This window comes from Clostridium moniliforme (assembly GCF_017873235.1).
GTDB classification, from domain to species: Bacteria; Bacillota; Clostridia; order Clostridiales; family Clostridiaceae; genus Clostridium; species Clostridium moniliforme.
The window spans coordinates 80,892-99,278 of record NZ_JAGGJZ010000006.1 but is presented as its reverse complement, the minus strand read 5'-3'; the positions used below and the strand labels follow the sequence as shown (position 1 = coordinate 99,278).

Here is an 18,387-nt window from a genome sequence, read left to right as displayed (position 1 = left end):
GGTTATATGAATAGAGAAATATTAAGAGCATTACCAAAAATGGATTTACTTTTAGAAAGTGAAGAAATATTAAGTATATATGATAAATTCTCAAGGAAAGAGATAGTGGAATCTCTAAGAAATTCTTTAGATTTTTATAGAGATGCGATAATAAATGGCAATAGGGAAGATGTAGTAGTTAAGGAAGAAATAATAAAAAAGGCAAAAGAAATTTTAAATAATAAAAGGGACTCATCATTAAAATCAGTTGTAAATGGTACTGGTATAGTTATACATACTAACTTAGGACGTTCTCTTTTAAGTGATAATGCTATAAAAAATATTATAAAAGTAGCAAAGACTTATAATAATTTAGAATATGATATTGAACTTGGAAGACGTGGTTCAAGATATGATCATGTTGAAAGCATTCTAAAGGAACTTACTGGAGCAGAGGGTGCTGTTATAGTTAATAATAATGCAGCAGCTGTTATGATTGTATTAAATGAGCTAGTAAAGGATAAAGAAGCAATAGTATCTAGGGGAGAACTTATTGAAATTGGAGGTTCTTTTAGAATACCAGAGGTAATGAAAATGTCAGGAGCTACTCTTATAGAAGTTGGAACAACAAATAGAACTCATATATCTGATTATGAAAGTGCTATAAACGAAAATACTGGAGCATTATTAAAGGTACATAGTTCTAATTTTAAAATAGTTGGATTTACTAAAGAAGTAGAGTCAGAAGAACTTAGTAAATTAGGTAAAAAATTAAATATTCCTGTAATTGAAGACTTAGGTAGTGGAGCTCTTATAGATTTAAGTAAATATGGTATAGATGAAGAAAAAACAGTAAAAGCAACAGTTGAAGCTGGTGTTGATCTAGTTACTTTTTCAGGGGACAAGCTTCTAGGAGGTCCACAGGCTGGAATTATAGTTGGAAAGAAAAAATATATAGATCGAATTAAGAAAAATCAACTTTTAAGAGCTTTAAGAGTTGACAAGTTTACATTAAGTGCTTTAGAAGGAACTTTACTTTATTATTTAGATGAAGAAAAAGCACTTAAAGAAGTACCAACTTTAAATATGATATCCTTAAGTAAAGAGGATATTAAAGAAAAGGGAAAGGAATTATTAGCTTGTTTAGAAGGAGTTAATAATTCATTAGAAATAAATTTAGAAGAAGAAAAGGATTTTATAGGTGGAGGAACATTACCAACTTATAAATTAGATGGGTACGCCATTTCTATTAAGAGTAGTTTAATTAGTGATGATGAGTTAGAAAAATATTTAAGAAGTTATAAAACTCCAATTATAACAAGAATAAATAAAGGAAAGGTTTTAATTCATGTAAGAACATTAGTAAATGATGATTTTAACATAATTAAAAATGCATTAGCTGATTTAAAGGATATAAAACATCAATAGGAAAAGGAGAATTTGTATGAAGCATATAGTTATAGGGACATCAGGACATATAGATCATGGGAAAACAGCTTTAGTAAAGGCACTTACTGGATTTGATATGGATACTTTAGAAGAAGAAAAAAGAAGAGGAATAACTATAAATAATGGTTATACATACTTTTCTCTTTCAGATGGAAGAAAAGCTGGAATAATAGATGTTCCAGGACATGAAAAGTTTATAAAAAATATGGTAGCTGGTGTTACTTCTGTTGATTTAGTATTATTTGTTATTGCGGCAGATGATGGAATAATGCCACAAACAGTAGAACATTTTAATATATTAAACACTCTTGATGTAAAAAATGGAGTTATAGTATTAACTAAAATAGATTTAGTAGATGATGAATGGTTAGAATTTATTAAAGATGAAGTGAAAAATTTTGTTAAAGGATCATTTTTGGAAAATGTACCTATAGTTCCTGTATCTTCTAAAACTTTAGTTGGAATAGATACACTTAAAAAAACTATTGAAGAGTGCGTTAATAATACTGAAGAGAAGGATAAGGAAGCACTTTTTAGAATGCCTATAGATAGAGTATTTACTGTAAAAGGTTTTGGAAGTGTAGTTACAGGAAGTATAATAGGCGGAAGAGTAAAGTTAGGTGATGAGGTAGAACTTTATCCAGGAAATAAAGTAGGTAGAATAAGAGGAATACAAGTTCATGGAGAAGAAAGGAAGTTTGCAGAAGCTGGGGAAAGGTGTGCTATAAATTTAAGTGGAGTTGATAAAGAATTTTTAGAAAGAGGATTAATTATTGGTGAAGTTTCAAAAGAAATTAGCACATATATTATAGATTGCAAAATAAAAATTCCTAAATATTGTGAAAAGGTAGTTAGAAATAGAGATAGAATAAGAGTTCACCATGGAACTAGAGAAGTTATTGGTAGAATTATAATACTACAAAAGGATGAACTAAAAGGTGGAGATTGTGAGTATTGTCAAATAAGATTAGAAAAAGAAATATGTTGTAAAGACAAAGATAGAATAGTTTTAAGAACATATTCTCCAATGATAACTTTAGGGGGAGGATTTATACTAAACTCATTAGCTCAAAAAGCAAAAAGATATGATTCAAATTATATAAAAGATTTAAAAGCTAGGGAAAGTGATTCATTAGAAGATAAAATAGAGCTTTCAATAAGTAAGGAAGATGGATTAAAATCTTTAAAAGATTTATTAAATGAATTTAATGAAGATGAGAATGAGATAAAGGCTTCCTTAAATAAGTTAATAGATAATAAAAAAATAATATCCCTTAATGAAGGATTTATTCATAATAAAGTATTTACCAAAAAGGCAGAAGAATTAAATAAAATATTAGAAAATTATCATAAAGAAGAACCTTTAAAAGTTGGAATGAAAAAAGAAGAATGCAAAAACAAATTATTTAGTAAAAAACTAAAGAAAGAGGTTTTTGATGAATTTATAAATTCAATGCTTGAAAAAGGATTAATAGATAGCAATGAAAATTACGTATTTAAGAGAGGATTTAAACCTAAATTAAATAAAAGAGAAGAACAAATAAAAGAAATATTATTAAATACTTATTTAGAAAATGGATTTACAACACCTAAGCTTAAAGATGTAATTAAAGATGATAAAGAAAAAGTTATTTACAATAAAATATTTAAATATTTAAAGGATAATGGAGATTTAGTATCTATAGATGAAAATATTATATTTCACAAAGATTATGTATTAAAAGGAAAAAACTTAGTTAAAGAGTATTTAAGTAAAAAAGGTGTTGCTACTATAGGGGAAATAAAAGATAGCTTAAATATACAAAGAAAATATTTAGTTCCATTTTTAGAATACTTAGATAAAGAAAAAGTAACTAAAAGAGTTAAAGAAGGAAGAGTACTCTTTTAATTTATGAATAATCACACTAAGCCTTTGGAAATAATATAAAAAGGGAGTGTGATTTAATGAATAAATTAGGATGTACAGCTTATAATTGTGTTAATAATGAAGGTGGATTATGTGGTGCTGAATATATATTAATAGACGGAGAGGGAGCGTATACATCAGATCAAACTTATTGTACTAACTTTAAAGTAGATACATTAGTAAATGAAATAAAAGCTGTAGGAAATACAGATTTTATTGGAGAGATAATGCAAATAATGAGTGGAAATGATGAAATAAAGATGAGTCCGAATGTAGCTTGTAATGCAAGAAGCTGTTTCTATAATGGAAATGGAAAATGTGAAGCATTAAATTTAATGATAGTTTCAAATAATTCAAAGGAAAACTTTAAAACACAATGTGAAACTTTCGTAGAATCATATTAAAATAACCTTAAAAATCTTTTAATACTATAGATTATTATAGCTAAAAAAGGATAAAATCATAATATATAGTAAAACATAACTATAAGATAATAATTTATAAAATGAGGTGGAGCAATATGAAATGTTTAGTATGCTGTAACAAGAAAAAAGCTACCAAATTACTAGGATTAAGCGCTGCTGTACTTATAGGAATTGGTGGAGTTATATTAATTTCATCAAAAATAAAAAATTGTTAAATACATTAGTTAATATTTAAATTTATAGACTGCTGACTATATCAGTAGTCTTTTTTTTAATATATGATATAATTAATCGATATTACATCATAAGAAAAGGTGAGATAAATGGTTGTAAAGAATAATGAATATATTTTAGATATAATAGATCAAGGTTACGAAGGAGAAGGTATTGCAAAAATAGAAGGATACCCAATTTTTATAGAAGGTGCCTTAAAGAATGAAAAAGTAAAAGTAAAAATAGTAAAGGTTAAGAAAAACTTTGCTTATGGAAAACTTATAGAAGTACTAGAAAAATCAGAAGGAAGAGTGGAACCTAAGTGTAAATATTTTAAAAGATGTGGAGGATGTACTCTTCAACACATGGATTATAAAACACAACTTAACTTTAAATGGGAAAGAGTTAAAGATTGTATAAAAAAGATAGGTGGGCTTTCAGAAGACTTAGTTAAATATCCTTTAGGAAAGGAGTATAATCCATATAATTATAGAAATAAGGTTCAACTACCTGTTGGAATGGTTAATGGAAAAATATCCATTGGATTTTATGCTTCAAGAAGTCATAATATTATAGATATTGAAAAATGTATAATACAAACAAAAGAAGCTGATGAAATAATAAAGATATTTAAAGATTGGATAGAAGAATATAAAATAAAGCCAGCCTTTGTAGATGGAAAGTTTGATAAACAAGGATTTTTAAGACATATAATGGTAAGAAAGGGCTTTAAAACTGGAGAAGTTATGGTTGTATTAGTTGCAACTAGAAAAGAATTAAAAAATTTAAGCCCATTAATAGAAAAATTAGAATTAAAAATAAAAGGATTAAAGAGTATAGTACTTAATGTAAATTCTAAAGATACAAATGTAATACTTACTCCAGAGTGCTATACATTATGGGGAGATGACTATATACAAGATTATATAGGAGACTTTAAGTTTAATATATCACCTCTTTCATTTTTCCAAGTTAATCCTACACAAACAGAGGTTTTATATGGAAAGGCTTTAGAATATGCAGGACTTACTGGAGATGAAACAGTTTTTGATGCCTATTGTGGTACAGGAACAATAACACTTTTCTTATCACAAAAGGCTAAGAAGGTTTATGGAGTTGAAATAATAGAACCTGCAATAGTTAACGCAAGGGAAAATGCAAAGATGAATAATGTTAAAAATGCTGAGTTCTTTGTAGGAAAATCTGAAGAGGTTATTCCAAAGCTTATTGATGATGGAGTAAAGGCTGATGTTATTGTAGTAGATCCACCAAGAAAGGGATGTGATATTAAACTTCTTAAGGCTATTTCTAGAGTTAAACCTAAGAGGGTGGTTTATGTTTCTTGTGATCCAAGTACTTTGGCTAGGGACCTTAAAATATTAGAGAATGAGGGTTTTGAAACTGTAATGGTACAGCCAGTTGATATGTTCCCAGAGACTAGTCATGTGGAGAATGTAGCTTTACTTAACTTAAAATAAATTTTATGAAAAATATTAGTGCAGTAGATCGATTTTTTAAAGGAATGCTTTCTAGGCATTGTAAATTAACAGATTAGAAGTGATAAGGATTATATTTCCAATGCATTACTTAAGGTTTACTGCAAAAGAATATTAAATATGGTAGAATATTAATATAAAGGATGGCTTAAATAAGCTATTCTTTAATATAAGATTTTTGGGGTTTTATCTTAACTATAAGGAATGTAAATTTTTTAAAGTGCATAAAAACTAAATCCCCCGCCTTAGGTTTTATCTTAACTATAAGGAATGTAAATAAAAAAGAAGAACCAAAAAAACCATTATTTTTATAGGTTTTATCTTAACTATAAGGAATGTAAATTTTACTTAAAGATAATGCAAATTTACTTACACTTTTGTTTTATCTTAACTATAAGGAATGTAAATATTATTTTAAAAATAAATGAAAGAGAATTAATACAATGTTTTATCTTAACTATAAGGAATGTAAATTCAAATGCTATTATTTCATTTGTACTTCCATCATCTAGTTTTATCTTAACTATAAGGAATGTAAATTTAACAGGAACAGCAGTAGCAACAACAGCTACAGGTTTTATCTTAACTATAAGGAATGTAAATTTAGAAATTTTCTGCTTTTTAGGTTTTCTTTTATAGTGTTTTATCTTAACTATAAGGAATGTAAATAACAAACCTTTTGAAAGTATATCCTCATTAATAGGGGTTTTATCTTAACTATAAGGAATGTAAATAATATAGAATTTAACAATGGTTTATTTACATCATCAACGTTTTATCTTAACTATAAGGAATGTAAATGAAACTTTAACTATCGTAGTGGCAATACTTTATGCAAGTTTTATCTTAACTATAAGGAATGTAAATTCGCCTAAAGTTTTTTCCATTTCTTCATCTGCTCTACGTTTTATCTTAACTATAAGGAATGTAAATATGATGTTCATAACACAGCTTTATAAGATTTAATTTACGTTTTATCTTAACTATAAGGAATGTAAATATGGTTAGAGAAGGAGCTAAAGGAAATATTACTAGAGTTTTATCTTAACTATAAGGAATGTAAATTCAACTAAATAAGAGCTATATTCTCCTTCCACTTTTGTTTTATCTTAACTATAAGGAATGTAAATACTACTTTAATCTGTAAGTAAATATCATCACGATAAAGTTTTATCTTAACTATAAGGAATGTAAATTCATCTTAACATGGTAATTATGTTTATCTTTGTCCTCGTTTTATCTTAACTATAAGGAATGTAAATTAGGTTGAATATCACAATCAAAAGAATCTGATTTAAGTTTTATCTTAACTATAAGGAATGTAAATTGTGTGGCAATATTATTAATTATAATAGGAATAATAGTTTTATCTTAACTATAAGGAATGTAAATCCTATTATAGGCTTGGAAACTATCTAACATAAGCCTGTTTTATCTTAACTATAAGGAATGTAAATGGAGCAGACATAGACAAGGATGAAATCTACAATGAGGTTTTATCTTAACTATAAGGAATGTAAATTTGGCTTGTTGACATCTATATGCTAAATCCATATAATGTTTTATCTTAACTATAAGGAATGTAAATCAGGATCACAATAAAGATACAGTTGAACTTGCTAATAGTTTTATCTTAACTATAAGGAATGTAAATTTTAACACTAAGGGAATGTATTACAACGAATTATTAGTTTTATCTTAACTATAAGGAATGTAAATTTAATGCACTTTGAGCTATTCCAGTTTCTTTCGATTTGTTTTATCTTAACTATAAGGAATGTAAATTTATCTCTATCTTTAATATGTTCTCTTTTCTTTCTCCGTTTTATCTTAACTATAAGGAATGTAAATGGAACTGTAGACTTTTCTATCGCTACTAATTATGGGTTTTATCTTAACTATAATGAATATAAATTTTAGAGATATATTAAATACTATAATTTCTCTTAAACATAAGTGATATAAATGTGATAAAATTATTATAGACATAATTTTATTATGTTAGTTTTATCTTAACTGTGAGGAATGTAAATGTGATTTTTTAAATTTATAAAATAAAACATATTTATCTTAACTATAAGGAAATTTAAAGTGCTGATTTAAATATTTCAGCACTTTATTTTTTAAAAGTGGTATTATTTTAAATGAAATATGAGGAAATATAAGATATATTATTATAAAACTAATAATAAACAATAATAAACAAATTTAAACAGAAATTAGAATTTTTAAATTATAATAATTTGAAATATAATAAAAATACACCGGTGATATTTTATATTGAAAGGAAGTGGTTATATGATCTCTATTGAAAAGAAAAAGAAAATAATAGAAAAATTTAAAAATAATGATAATAAAAATATATCTAAAGTTGCTAGGCATTTTAATGTTTCTAGATCTTTTGCATGGAAATTATTAAAAGAAAATAAATTGATATAATATAATTAATAGATTTAACTATTAATTTAGTTGCATAATAAAAGCTCATTATTATGCAACTAACTAAATTTATCATAATTAACATTTGTATAATATTATATTTTGAGTAAAAATTTAAAAAATAATTATAAAAAAAATAATTATGGACCAAATATGTCACTAATTAAGATTAAAATTTAATTATAAAGTAAATTGACAAAATTTCAAAAAAGTAAAAAAATTTAATTATATAGTATAGGAGGTGCGTGATGAAAATTTCTATTACAGGAAGAATGAAAGGAAATAAGATTCAAATTGGTTATAGGATGTTTATATTAAGTATGATAAAAAAAATCCTATCAGATTTTGATGAGAAATATTTTAATAGTATTTTTTTTCATGATGGTAAAAAGTCTAAAAAGATAAAGCCATTTACTTTTAGTACATTTTTTAGAGATTATAAAATAAAAGAAAAATATATAGAGGTGAATGGAGAAGTAAAGATAATAATATCTTCAGCTGATATGAAACTTATGATGATTCTTTTTAATGGTTTTATGAATATGAAGAATTATGGAGACTTTATAAAACTTTCCGTTAATGTTGAAAAGGAAAGGAAAATAAATAAAGATGAAGCAATATTTAAAACGTTATCACCAATTTATATTAAAGATAAAGATGGAAAAGATTTAGATATTGAAGATGAAAATTATAATAAAGTATTTAACTATTATGCAGATATAATATTAAGATCATATAGAGGATATGGATTAAATAAAACTTTAGAATTTATACCTTTAAATATGAAAAAAATAGTAGCCAAAGAACAAATTAAAGGATTTAAAGAAAAAACAGGAAAAGAATATATTTATATAAAAGCTTATTCTGGAATTTTTAAGCTTATTGGAAACACTGAAGATTTAAATCTTTTAAAGGAATTAGGTGTTGGTGCAAGAAGAAGTGGATTTGGGAATATTGACTTATTTTAAGAGGAGGTGTATTACTATATGAAAAATATTACAAATGAAGATAAATTTGATTATTCTATAGAAGCCTATGATTGGAGATATAGTGCTGCTATTGTTGGACTTATAAAATATTTTAATTATCTTCATGGAAAAGGAATTGAAGATAATCAAAATTTATATGAAATAGATGATGATGTTTTAAAATATAATAGTAAAGCAATAACAGAAGAAAATTATTTATTATTTGTAGAAAAATTTTTTTCAAAAGAAATGCATCATGTAAATGTAGAATCAATATTATCTAAAGATGAAATTACTGAAGAAGAAGAAAAAACAGTAAATGAAAAATTAAAAGCAAATAGTGCAATGAAAAGTATATTCAAGGGAATTAAGTATTCAGAGGGAAATAAAGGGGTTATTCTAGATTTAATAAATAAAAATAGATTGGAACTTATAAAAAAGACATATGAAAAAGGACTTAAATTGTATAAAAAATTTAACAATGAAAATTCTTTATTTTCAAAAGAAGGTAAGTCTTGCAGAATTCTTAATTATTATGTTGATATGGCGAAGAAAGGAAAGAGTCTAGGATATTTTTGGGATATCAATACATTCAGTTATCAAGATGATGAAGTATTCGATTTCATACCTTTTGCATTTTCTAAATCATATGAGGCATTTTTTATAAATAATAATTACTCAATAAAAGAATTATTAAAAAGTAATTCATTAATAGAAAATAGTGATAATCCAAGGAATACATTATTTGGTGAACTTAAAAATTCTAGTGAATACATTGATTTTGATGTAGAAGTTATTATTAAAAATCAAGAAGAAACATATTATAAAACTCTTTTTCTTAGAAAAGAAACAATAGAAATATTAAGTAAAATAAAAGATTATAATGGAATAAAAGTAGTTTATAAAGATAAAAACCCAAAAAGTCCTGATTATTTAGAAAATGATATCATTGATTGTATATTAAATAAGATAAAGTTAGATTCAATAATAGAAATGTTATTAAAGTCAACTAAATACAATTATTCATACAATATAAAGATACTTATAGATATAAATAAGTTAATATATGGAGGGGATATAATGAATCAAAAAATGATAGGAGCTTTTGCTGCTGCTAAATCTGTAAATAAAGCGTTAGAAGCAAATAAAATAAATAGCTACAAGCAAAAGTTAATAAGTTCTATAACTTTTAAAAATTATGATAGATTTTGTGAAATACTACTTCAACTATCATCTTATTCTGGAATAGTATTTAATTTTGCTTATGATTTATTTGATGATTTTGAGGAAAATAAAAACTTAGCATATACATTTATAAATTCACTTGGAAATAATGAAAGCAATAAAGAAGGAGGAGAAAATAATGAGTAAAAAGTCTTTAACACTTACAGTTATAGCAAATATGACTTCAAACTATGGGGAAGGGCTTGGAAATATATCTTCAGTACAAAAAGTTTTTAGAAATGGGAAAATATATGCAACTAGAAGTAGAGAAAGTCTTAAAAATGGAATAATGGTTCAAAGTGGGCTTTATGATGATTTAGAAACTATTATAGATAAAAAGGTAAATCAAAAAGCTGTATCAAAGGATTTAAATGTTACAAATTGTAGAGCATTAGAAGGCGGATATATGAATACAGTCAATAATACTTATGTTAGAAATAGTTCATTTTATTTAACAGATGCAGTAGCTTGTAATGAATTTGTTAATGAATATAGATTTCACAACAACTTATATATGGCAACAAACTATGCTAAAAAGAATGGTATAAATCTACAAGCAAAGGCAGGAGAAGCTGGACTTATGCCTTATCAATATGAATATGATAAATCATTAAAACAATATAGTATGACTATTGATTTAGAAATGATAGGGAGAGATGAAAATTTCGATTCAGAAGAAGCAAGTAATGAAGAAAAGGCAACAAGAGTGAAAATGCTTTTAAATGCTGTAGAAAATTTATCATTAGTTGTAAAAGGAAATCTTGATAATTCAGAACCAATATTTATAGTTGGTGGACTTGTAAATAGAAAGACTCATTATTTTGAAAATGTAGTTAGTGTAAAAAATAATAAGTTAGAAGTAACAGAAGATTTAAAAGATAGAATAAATAATGGATGTTATGTTGGATTATTAGAAGGAGAAAATTTAGCAAATGAAGGTGAAATTAAAGAAAAATTAAGTCCTTTAAGTATAAGAAAATTTTTTGCTACGTTAGAAGAAGAAGTAAATAATTATTACGGTATTTAATTATGGAAGCTTTAAGAATAGTTTTAAAACAAAATAGTGCTAACTATAAAAAAGAAGAAACTTCTTTAAATAAGATGACATATCCATTACCACCATTTTCAACAGTTATTGGAGCTATTCATAATGCATGTAATTATAAAAGATACAAGCCTATGGATATAAGTATTCAAGGAAATTACGAATCATTAACTTTAGAGCCATATACAGATTATTGTTTTTTAAATACGGTTATGGATGATAGAGGAATACTTGTAAAATTCAAAAATTCAAACAGTTTATCAATGTCTTATGAAAAAGTTGCAAAAGCATTAAAGGCTCAAGGAAATAGCTTTAGAAAAGGAACAACAATACAAGTATATAATGAACATCTCTTACAAGAATTTAGAGATTTAAAAGATTTATCTGAAAAGATAGGTGGAGCATTAAAAAAAGAAAAAGATAATAAATTAAAATTAATAAAAGATGAAAAGAAAAATTTATCTGAAAAGAAAAAAGAACTTAAAGGGGATAAGACTGCATTAGAAGAGATTAAGAAAATGGAAGTAGAGCTTAAACTTAAAGAAAAATATATAAAAGATGAATTTGAAAATTTTAAAGAAGAAAATTATACAAAACCATATTCAAGATTTGCTAGTTTAACAACTTCATTAAAATATTATGAAACTTTAAATAATGTAAATCTAATTATTCATATAAGAAGTGACAAAGAAACGTTACTTGATATAGAAAAAAATATTTATAACTTAAAATCAATTGGTAGAAGTGAAGATTTTGTTGATATACAAGAGGTCAAAATGGTTGAACTTCTTAAAGAGGTTGAAGATCAAGATGAAATAATAAATTACAATACAGCCTATGTTGATTTTAATTTAGTAAAAGAAGAAGTAATTGAATCTATAAAAGTTAGTGATAGTAAATGCTGTTCTGGAACTAAGTATTATTTGAATAAAGACTATAAAATAATTGATAATAAGAGGGTTTTTAATAAAAAAAAGGTATTATTTATTTCAAAATATATGGTAGGAAAGGCAGCAGAAAATGTTTATTTTGATATAGATGATAATAATAAATATATAGTGAATTTCATATAAATTGGAGGTTTTAAAATGGATTTAAGTATTTATAGTGCTAAACCAGATAAATCAATAAGAGAACATACAGATGATTTATTAAACAATATTGAGTATTTAAAGGAGCTTGGGTATATAAAAGATGAAAAAATACTAAATCTTACGAAAATAGCTTGCGAGTATCATGATTTTGGAAAAGTAAATAGAGAATTTCAGTATAGGATAAAACATGGAACAGATTTTAATACTGAAAAGGAGATAGCTCATAATCTGCTATCTCTTTATTTTATAAATCCAAAAGATTTTGATAGTAAGGAAGACTATTATAAGGTATGTTTTGCAGTATTATTTCATCACTATTATTATGATGATAATTTAAAAACATTAATAGATGAAAAAGAGTTAATAGAAGATTTATTAAGTGATTTTGAAACATATAAATTAAAACCAATTACACCAAAAAGAATTGGTAAAATAAGAGGAGATAATGAAGCTATATTAGTTAAAGGTTTTGTCAATAAGTGTGATTTTAGTGCAAGTGGAGGAACAAAAATAGAATATAAGAATGATTTCTTAAATATGAGCTTAGAGAATCTTTTATCTATTTGGAAAGCTAAGAATAAAAATGCAAGTTGGAATGAACTTCAAGAGTTTTGTAAAAATAATTCAAATGAAAATATTATTGTTGTAGCACAAACTGGAATGGGAAAAACTGAAGCTGGTTTACATTGGATTGGAGATAACAAAGGATTTTTTATTTTACCATTAAAAACTGCAATAAATGCTATTTATAAAAGAATTTCAGAGAATATTGTTACTGATGAAATAGAACATAAAGTGGCATTAATTCATTCAGATACACTTTCTTATTACAATGAGCATAGTGATAAAAATATAGATATATTAACTTATAAAAAAGAAGGAAAGCAATTAGCGATTCCACTTAATATAGCAACTTTAGATCAAATATTTGACTTTGTTTTAAAATATAAAGGATATGAAATGAAAGCTGCAACATTGTCATATTCAAAGGTTGTTATAGATGAAATACAAATGTATAGTGCAGATTTATTAGCTTATTTAATTTATGGAGTGAAAAGTATAATTAACTTAGGTGGAAAAGTTGCAATTTTAACAGCAACATTAGCTCCTTTTATAAAAGATTTATTAATTGGAGAAGGTAATGAATTTAATTTTAAGGAAGAAACTTTTGTTAATGATTTAAAAAGACACAATATAAAAACTTACGAATCAAAAATAAATAGTGAAATAATTTATAATAAATATAAAGAAAATAAGGAAAGTGGAGTAAGTAATAAAATATTAGTAGTCTGTAATACAATAAAAAAGGCACAAGAGTTATATAAAGAATTAAGTGAAAAAGGTATAGAGAATTTAGAGATTTTTCATAGTAAATTTATAAAAAAAGATAGAGCTAGTAAAGAAAATGAAATTTTAAAATTTGGAAAAACAGATTTTAAAGGAGATGGAATATGGATTTCAACACAAATTGTAGAGGCAAGTTTGGATATTGATTTTGATTATTTATTTACAGAGTTATCTGATATTAATGGATTATTTCAAAGGTTAGGAAGATGTAACAGAAAAGGAGAAAAATCAGTAGAAAAGCATAACTGTTTTGTATTTTTAGAAGTTGATGATAATATACTAACAAAAGGAAATACAGGCTTTATAGATAGAAAAATATATGAATTATCAAAAGAAGCTTTAAAAAATAAAGATGGAATATTATCAGAAAAGGAAAAGGTTAAAATTATAAATAGAACCTTAACAACTAAAAATATAAAAGGCAGTAAATATTATGAAGAATATAATGAATTTGCAGATTGGATAAAAGATATTAAACCATATGAAATAGATAAAAAAGATGCAAAGCTTAGAAATATAGTATCTTTTGATATAATGCCAAAATCAATTTATGAAGAAAATATTGAAGTAATAAATAACAACTTAAAAAGATTAAAAGACATTCAGATAATATTACAGGAAATGAAGTCTGAAACAATAAATAAAGGTGTAGAAAAATTAGAATACGAAAATAAATTAAGATTAGAGAAAATTAAAATTAGAGATATGCTTAAAAGTTATACTGTATCAGTGGGAAAATATGATTTGGAGACTTTAGGAAGATCAGCATTATATAAAGAAATAGAAATAAGTAAATATGAAAAAATTCCAGTTGTAAGTTGTGAATACGGTAAATTAGGTTTTATGAGAAGTAAAGAAAATAATATATATGATAATTTTTTATAATAAAGAATTATTTTATAAGTGTTTTAGGTGGATTAAAATAGCTTAAATTAAATGTATTAGAAAATACGCTAAATCTAAAGGTAGTAAATTTATATAACCAAGATATTACAGCTAAAAAATATTTTGTTAAAGGAGTAGTTTATGAGTAATTTAGAAAATATTCTAAAAATGCTTTTTGAATTAAAAAAAGGAAATATAGTTAAGAAAAAGGATTTAGCAAATAAATTAGCTGTTACAGAAAAACAAGTATTAAGATATAAAAATGCAATAAGTGAATTATTTACAATAGAGTCTATTCCAGGACCAAATGGGGGTTATAAAATGATAGATTTATATTTCCCTTTTAAGGAATTGCTTACAAAAGAAGAAATAATTCTTTTAAAAATGCATATAAATTCATGTCAATATAATGATATAGAAAGTGAAAAACTAAAAAGAGCATTAGAAAAAATAAATTACACAATTTTAAAAGATACAGATAATATTTCAGCACAAATGATACCTTATTCAAAGATTAATGTAAGTAATAAGGATATTTTAACTATTAAAAAAATTTTTTATGAAGCTATATTAAATCATCAGCAAATAATAATAGAATATACTGGAAATTATGGAGCAAATACAAAAAGAACAATAGAACCTTATAAATTAATTATATTTAAAGGAGAATGGTATATAGCTTCAAAATGTTTATTAAGAAATGATATAAGATTTTTTAAATTAATAAGAATAAAAAATTATATAGTAACAAGTAAAAGATTTAAAATTGATAATGATGTAGATAAATTAATAACTGAATATAGGAAAAATAGTATAGGTATTTTTGGCGGGAAAGAATATGATATAGAACTAGAAATTACCCCTCCAATTGCTAATACTATAAAAGAGAGAATATGGGTTGATAATCAGATAATAGAAGAATTAAATAATGGAAAAATATTATTTAAAGCAAGGATGAATATTGATCCAGAAATAATTTCATGGATTTTTTCTATGAAAAGCTCAGTTAAAATTATAAAACCTGAAATACTTAAAAAAGAAGTTAAATGTGAACTTAAAAAAATGATTGAAAACTTATAAAACTAATATTATATAAAAATTCATTACCAATTATGTCCTTGATTGATGATAACATTCAATCAAGGATTATTTTATGGGAGTGATTAGTATGGAATTTAAATTTGATGAACTAAAAGTTCAAGGAACAAAGTTTAATTATTATTTCATATGCAAAAGAAAACTATGGTTATTTTCAAAAGGAATATCTATGGAAAATCAAAATGGTAGAGTATTACAAGGTAATGTTGTTCATGAGAGTTCTTATAGAAATAAAGAAAATAAAAAAGAAAAGCTTATTGATAATATGATAAAAATTGATATTATGGATAAGAAAAAAATAAGTGAGGTAAAAATAACTAGCAAAATGAAAGAATCAGATAAAATGCAACTATTATATTATCTATATTATTTAAAAAATATGGGAATAGAAAGAAAAGGAACTTTAAATTACGTAAAAGAAAGAAAAGTTGAAGAAATAGAACTTACAGATGAAGATATAAAACATATAGAAAGTGCCTTAATTGATATAAACCATATATTAAATCTTGAATATCCACCTAAAGTTAAAAAATATCCTTATTGTAAAAAATGTGCTTATTATGAATATTGTTATGTGAAGGAGGTTTAAAATATGGGAAGAGATTATTATGTTTTTAGTAGTGGAAATCTTAAGAGAAAAGAAAATACTGTATATTTTATAGATTCAGAAGACAATAAGAAAGCTATACCAATTGAAGAAATAGAGAGAATGCATTTATTTGGAGAAATAGATTTAAATACAAAATTTTTAAATTATATATCAAGATATGGAGTAATTATAAATATATATAATTATTATGGATTTTATAGTGGTACATATTACTCAAGAAAAAAGAATGTTTCTGGATTGCTTTTAGTTAAACAAGGACTTGCATACTCTAATAAAAAGAAGAGATTAAAAATAGCAAAATCTTTTATAGATGCAGCTTTTCATCATATTTTAAGAAATTTAAGAAGACATAGTGAAGTTCCAAAAGAACTAATAGAAAATATAGAAATAGAAAGGGAAAATGTAAATAATTCAAATGATATAACAGAACTTATGGGTGCTGAGGGAAGAGGAAGAAAAATTTATTATGAGGCTTTAAATTATTTTTTAAAAGAAGAATTTAAATTTAATAAAAGAGAAAAAAGACCTCCTAAAGATCCTATAAATGCATTAATATCTTTTGGAAATAGTCTTATGTATACAACTGTTCTTGGAGAAATTTATAAAACACAATTAGATCCAACAATTAGTTATCTCCATGAGCCTTCAACAAAAAGATTTTCATTAAGTTTAGATATAGCAGAAATATTTAAACCTCTAATTATTGATCCAATTATATTTAAATTAATTAATAAAAATATGATAACTTTAAAAGACTTTATTATTGAAGATGAACTTTGTTATTTAAATGATATGGGAAAGAAAAAGTTTATAAGAGAATATGAAAATAAATTAATGACAACTATAAAACATAGAACTTTAAATAGAAAGGTTTCATATAGAACATTAATAAAACTTGAGTGTTATAAATTAATAAAATATTTTATTGAAAATGAAGAGTATAAAGGATTAAAGGCATGGTGGTAATATGTTTGTTGTAATTACTTATGACGTTGGAGAAAAGAGAGTAAATAAAGTAAGAAAGAAATTAAAAATGTATCTTACATGGACACAAAATTCAGTTTTTGAAGGCAGTATAACTGGAGCAAAACTTAGAAAATGTTTATCAGAAATTGATTTAATATTAGATGTAAAATACGATTCTATATATATTTATAAGGTGAAGAATAATAAAAATATAAATAAGTATGTTATAGGTAGTGAAAAAAATTATGATGAATTATTTCTATAAATTTTGCAGTAGATTAAATAATAATAAAAATATATTATAAGCTAGATGTACCAATAGGTTAGATATAAAATAAAAAGATATTAAAATAAATTACTAACGATTTACTGCAAAAGCATTATAAATATAGTAAAATATTAATATAAGGATGGCTTAGTTAAGCCATTTTAGCATTAATATTTTATGGGGTTTTATCTTAACTATATGGAATGTAAATTTTAGATTAAATTTAACTTCATCTAAATAGTATAAAGTTTTATCTTAACTATATGGAATGTAAATTATTGATGAATCAAAAGAACAGGGTTTAAATGATCTTGTTTTATCTTAACTATATGGAATGTAAATTTTACTAATCTTTATGATTATGAAAGTTTTATCTTAACTATATGGAATGTAAATTTCATTCTACTATCACTTAAACTTTTTTCCATATATGTTTTATCTTAACTATATGGAATGTAAATAAATTATTAGCATTAGTATTTATATATATATTATTAGTTTTATCTTAACTATATGGAATGTAAATTTATAATATTATCTTTTTCTGTTTCGTCTGCGTTTTGTTTTATCTTAACTATATGGAATGTAAATGTACTGCTTATTACCAACTAATGACATTACATGATGGTTTTATCTTAACTATATGGAATTTAAATGATTTAAAGGTCGGAGATATATGGATACAACAATTAAGTTTTATCTTAACTATATGGAATGTAAATTTTTATTTGTGTTCTTCAGTAAAATTTGTATACTAATTAGTAAAATAAAGAGAAATAAAAACTTAATAAAAGAGATTAGATTATTTAAAGCTGATTTATATATTTAATAAATTCAGCTTTTATATTAATAAAATAATGTGAAAATTTTAGTTAATGAAATAAATAATATGTATCTAATACAATTAAATAAATTTTATAAAAATATTCGATTAAAACAACTAATTTCGTTATAATCGAATATTTTTTTTACTTA

General features: G+C 24.1%; 14 protein-coding genes and 2 CRISPR repeat arrays. All 14 genes read left to right on the top strand.

Annotated features, from left to right (window positions below; all coding sequences use genetic code 11):
* Positions 1-6 precede the first annotated feature (6 nt).
* The 14 genes from selA (at position 7) to cas2 (ending at position 17,409) form a co-directional block, all read left to right on the top strand.
* Complete coding sequence (selA, locus tag J2Z53_RS09750) at positions 7-1,407, top strand: L-seryl-tRNA(Sec) selenium transferase (protein WP_209797306.1); 1,401 nt, start codon at positions 7-9, stop codon at positions 1,405-1,407.
* Between the two features lie 16 nt (positions 1,408-1,423).
* Positions 1,424-3,316, top strand: a complete 1,893-nt coding sequence (gene selB / locus J2Z53_RS09745; RefSeq protein WP_209797305.1) for a selenocysteine-specific translation elongation factor — start codon at positions 1,424-1,426, stop codon at positions 3,314-3,316.
* 56 nt (positions 3,317-3,372) lie between these two features.
* Entirely contained in the window at positions 3,373-3,738 is a 366-nt protein-coding gene (locus tag J2Z53_RS09740) for a DUF1540 domain-containing protein (protein ID WP_209797304.1), read from the top strand.
* A gap of 344 nt (positions 3,739-4,082) precedes the next feature.
* Positions 4,083-5,450, top strand: a complete 1,368-nt coding sequence (gene rlmD / locus J2Z53_RS09735) for a 23S rRNA (uracil(1939)-C(5))-methyltransferase RlmD (RefSeq protein WP_209797303.1) — start codon at positions 4,083-4,085, stop codon at positions 5,448-5,450.
* A 201-nt stretch (positions 5,451-5,651) separates the two neighbouring features.
* Positions 5,652-7,383: a CRISPR direct-repeat array (repeat unit 29 nt; unit sequence GTTTTATCTTAACTATAAGGAATGTAAAT).
* A 383-nt stretch (positions 7,384-7,766) separates the two neighbouring features.
* Complete coding sequence (locus J2Z53_RS09730; protein ID WP_209797302.1) at positions 7,767-7,907, top strand: hypothetical protein; 141 nt, start codon at positions 7,767-7,769, stop codon at positions 7,905-7,907.
* A 248-nt stretch (positions 7,908-8,155) separates the two neighbouring features.
* Positions 8,156-8,875, top strand: coding sequence for a CRISPR-associated endoribonuclease Cas6 (gene cas6 / locus J2Z53_RS09725; RefSeq protein ID WP_209797301.1), 720 nt, complete (start codon positions 8,156-8,158; stop codon positions 8,873-8,875).
* A gap of 18 nt (positions 8,876-8,893) precedes the next feature.
* Positions 8,894-10,246 (top strand): type I CRISPR-associated protein Cas8a1/Csx8, encoded by a 1,353-nt coding sequence (gene cas8a1 / locus J2Z53_RS09720; protein WP_209797300.1) that lies wholly within the window; start codon positions 8,894-8,896, stop codon positions 10,244-10,246.
* Entirely contained in the window at positions 10,239-11,126 is an 888-nt protein-coding gene (gene cas7i, locus J2Z53_RS09715) for a type I-B CRISPR-associated protein Cas7/Cst2/DevR (RefSeq protein ID WP_209797299.1), read from the top strand. The genes cas8a1 and cas7i overlap by 8 nt, the downstream gene beginning before the upstream one ends.
* Before the next feature lie 2 nt (positions 11,127-11,128).
* Positions 11,129-12,217, top strand: a complete 1,089-nt coding sequence (gene cas5 / locus J2Z53_RS09710) for a CRISPR-associated protein Cas5 (RefSeq protein WP_209797298.1) — start codon at positions 11,129-11,131, stop codon at positions 12,215-12,217.
* Positions 12,218-12,232: 15 nt separating this feature from the next.
* Positions 12,233-14,470, top strand: a complete 2,238-nt coding sequence (gene cas3 / locus J2Z53_RS09705) for a CRISPR-associated helicase Cas3' (RefSeq protein WP_209797297.1) — start codon at positions 12,233-12,235, stop codon at positions 14,468-14,470.
* A gap of 141 nt (positions 14,471-14,611) precedes the next feature.
* Positions 14,612-15,550: a helix-turn-helix transcriptional regulator gene (locus J2Z53_RS09700; protein ID WP_209797296.1), complete on the top strand. Its 939-nt coding sequence runs from the start codon at positions 14,612-14,614 to the stop codon at positions 15,548-15,550.
* 88 nt (positions 15,551-15,638) lie between these two features.
* The gene (gene cas4, locus J2Z53_RS09695; protein WP_209797295.1) at positions 15,639-16,157 is read left to right on the top strand and encodes a CRISPR-associated protein Cas4; all 519 of its coding nucleotides are present in this window, start codon (positions 15,639-15,641) and stop codon (positions 16,155-16,157) included.
* Between the two features lie 3 nt (positions 16,158-16,160).
* Positions 16,161-17,144: a type I-B CRISPR-associated endonuclease Cas1b gene (cas1b, locus tag J2Z53_RS09690; protein ID WP_209797294.1), complete on the top strand. Its 984-nt coding sequence runs from the start codon at positions 16,161-16,163 to the stop codon at positions 17,142-17,144.
* Between the two features lies 1 nt (position 17,145).
* On the top strand, positions 17,146-17,409 hold the full coding sequence (gene cas2 / locus J2Z53_RS09685; protein WP_209797293.1) for a CRISPR-associated endonuclease Cas2: 264 nt from the start codon (positions 17,146-17,148) through the stop codon (positions 17,407-17,409).
* A 185-nt stretch (positions 17,410-17,594) separates the two neighbouring features.
* Positions 17,595-18,134: direct repeats of the CRISPR family, unit length 29 nt; unit sequence GTTTTATCTTAACTATATGGAATGTAAAT.
* Positions 18,135-18,387 lie beyond the last annotated feature (253 nt).

Coding starts and splice junctions, on each gene's coding strand:
- cas8a1 (WP_209797300.1), top strand. CDS start 8,894: ATGAAAAATATTACAAATGAAGATAAATTTGATTATTCTATAGAAGCC.
- cas7i (WP_209797299.1), top strand. CDS start 10,239: ATGAGTAAAAAGTCTTTAACACTTACAGTTATAGCAAATATGACTTCA.
- J2Z53_RS09730 (WP_209797302.1), top strand. CDS start 7,767: ATGATCTCTATTGAAAAGAAAAAGAAAATAATAGAAAAATTTAAAAAT.
- cas4 (WP_209797295.1), top strand. CDS start 15,639: ATGGAATTTAAATTTGATGAACTAAAAGTTCAAGGAACAAAGTTTAAT.
- cas1b (WP_209797294.1), top strand. CDS start 16,161: ATGGGAAGAGATTATTATGTTTTTAGTAGTGGAAATCTTAAGAGAAAA.
- J2Z53_RS09740 (WP_209797304.1), top strand. CDS start 3,373: ATGAATAAATTAGGATGTACAGCTTATAATTGTGTTAATAATGAAGGT.
- cas2 (WP_209797293.1), top strand. CDS start 17,146: ATGTTTGTTGTAATTACTTATGACGTTGGAGAAAAGAGAGTAAATAAA.
- cas6 (WP_209797301.1), top strand. CDS start 8,156: ATGAAAATTTCTATTACAGGAAGAATGAAAGGAAATAAGATTCAAATT.
- J2Z53_RS09700 (WP_209797296.1), top strand. CDS start 14,612: ATGAGTAATTTAGAAAATATTCTAAAAATGCTTTTTGAATTAAAAAAA.
- cas3 (WP_209797297.1), top strand. CDS start 12,233: ATGGATTTAAGTATTTATAGTGCTAAACCAGATAAATCAATAAGAGAA.
- selB (WP_209797305.1), top strand. CDS start 1,424: ATGAAGCATATAGTTATAGGGACATCAGGACATATAGATCATGGGAAA.
- selA (WP_209797306.1), top strand. CDS start 7: ATGAATAGAGAAATATTAAGAGCATTACCAAAAATGGATTTACTTTTA.
- rlmD (WP_209797303.1), top strand. CDS start 4,083: ATGGTTGTAAAGAATAATGAATATATTTTAGATATAATAGATCAAGGT.
- cas5 (WP_209797298.1), top strand. CDS start 11,129: ATGGAAGCTTTAAGAATAGTTTTAAAACAAAATAGTGCTAACTATAAA.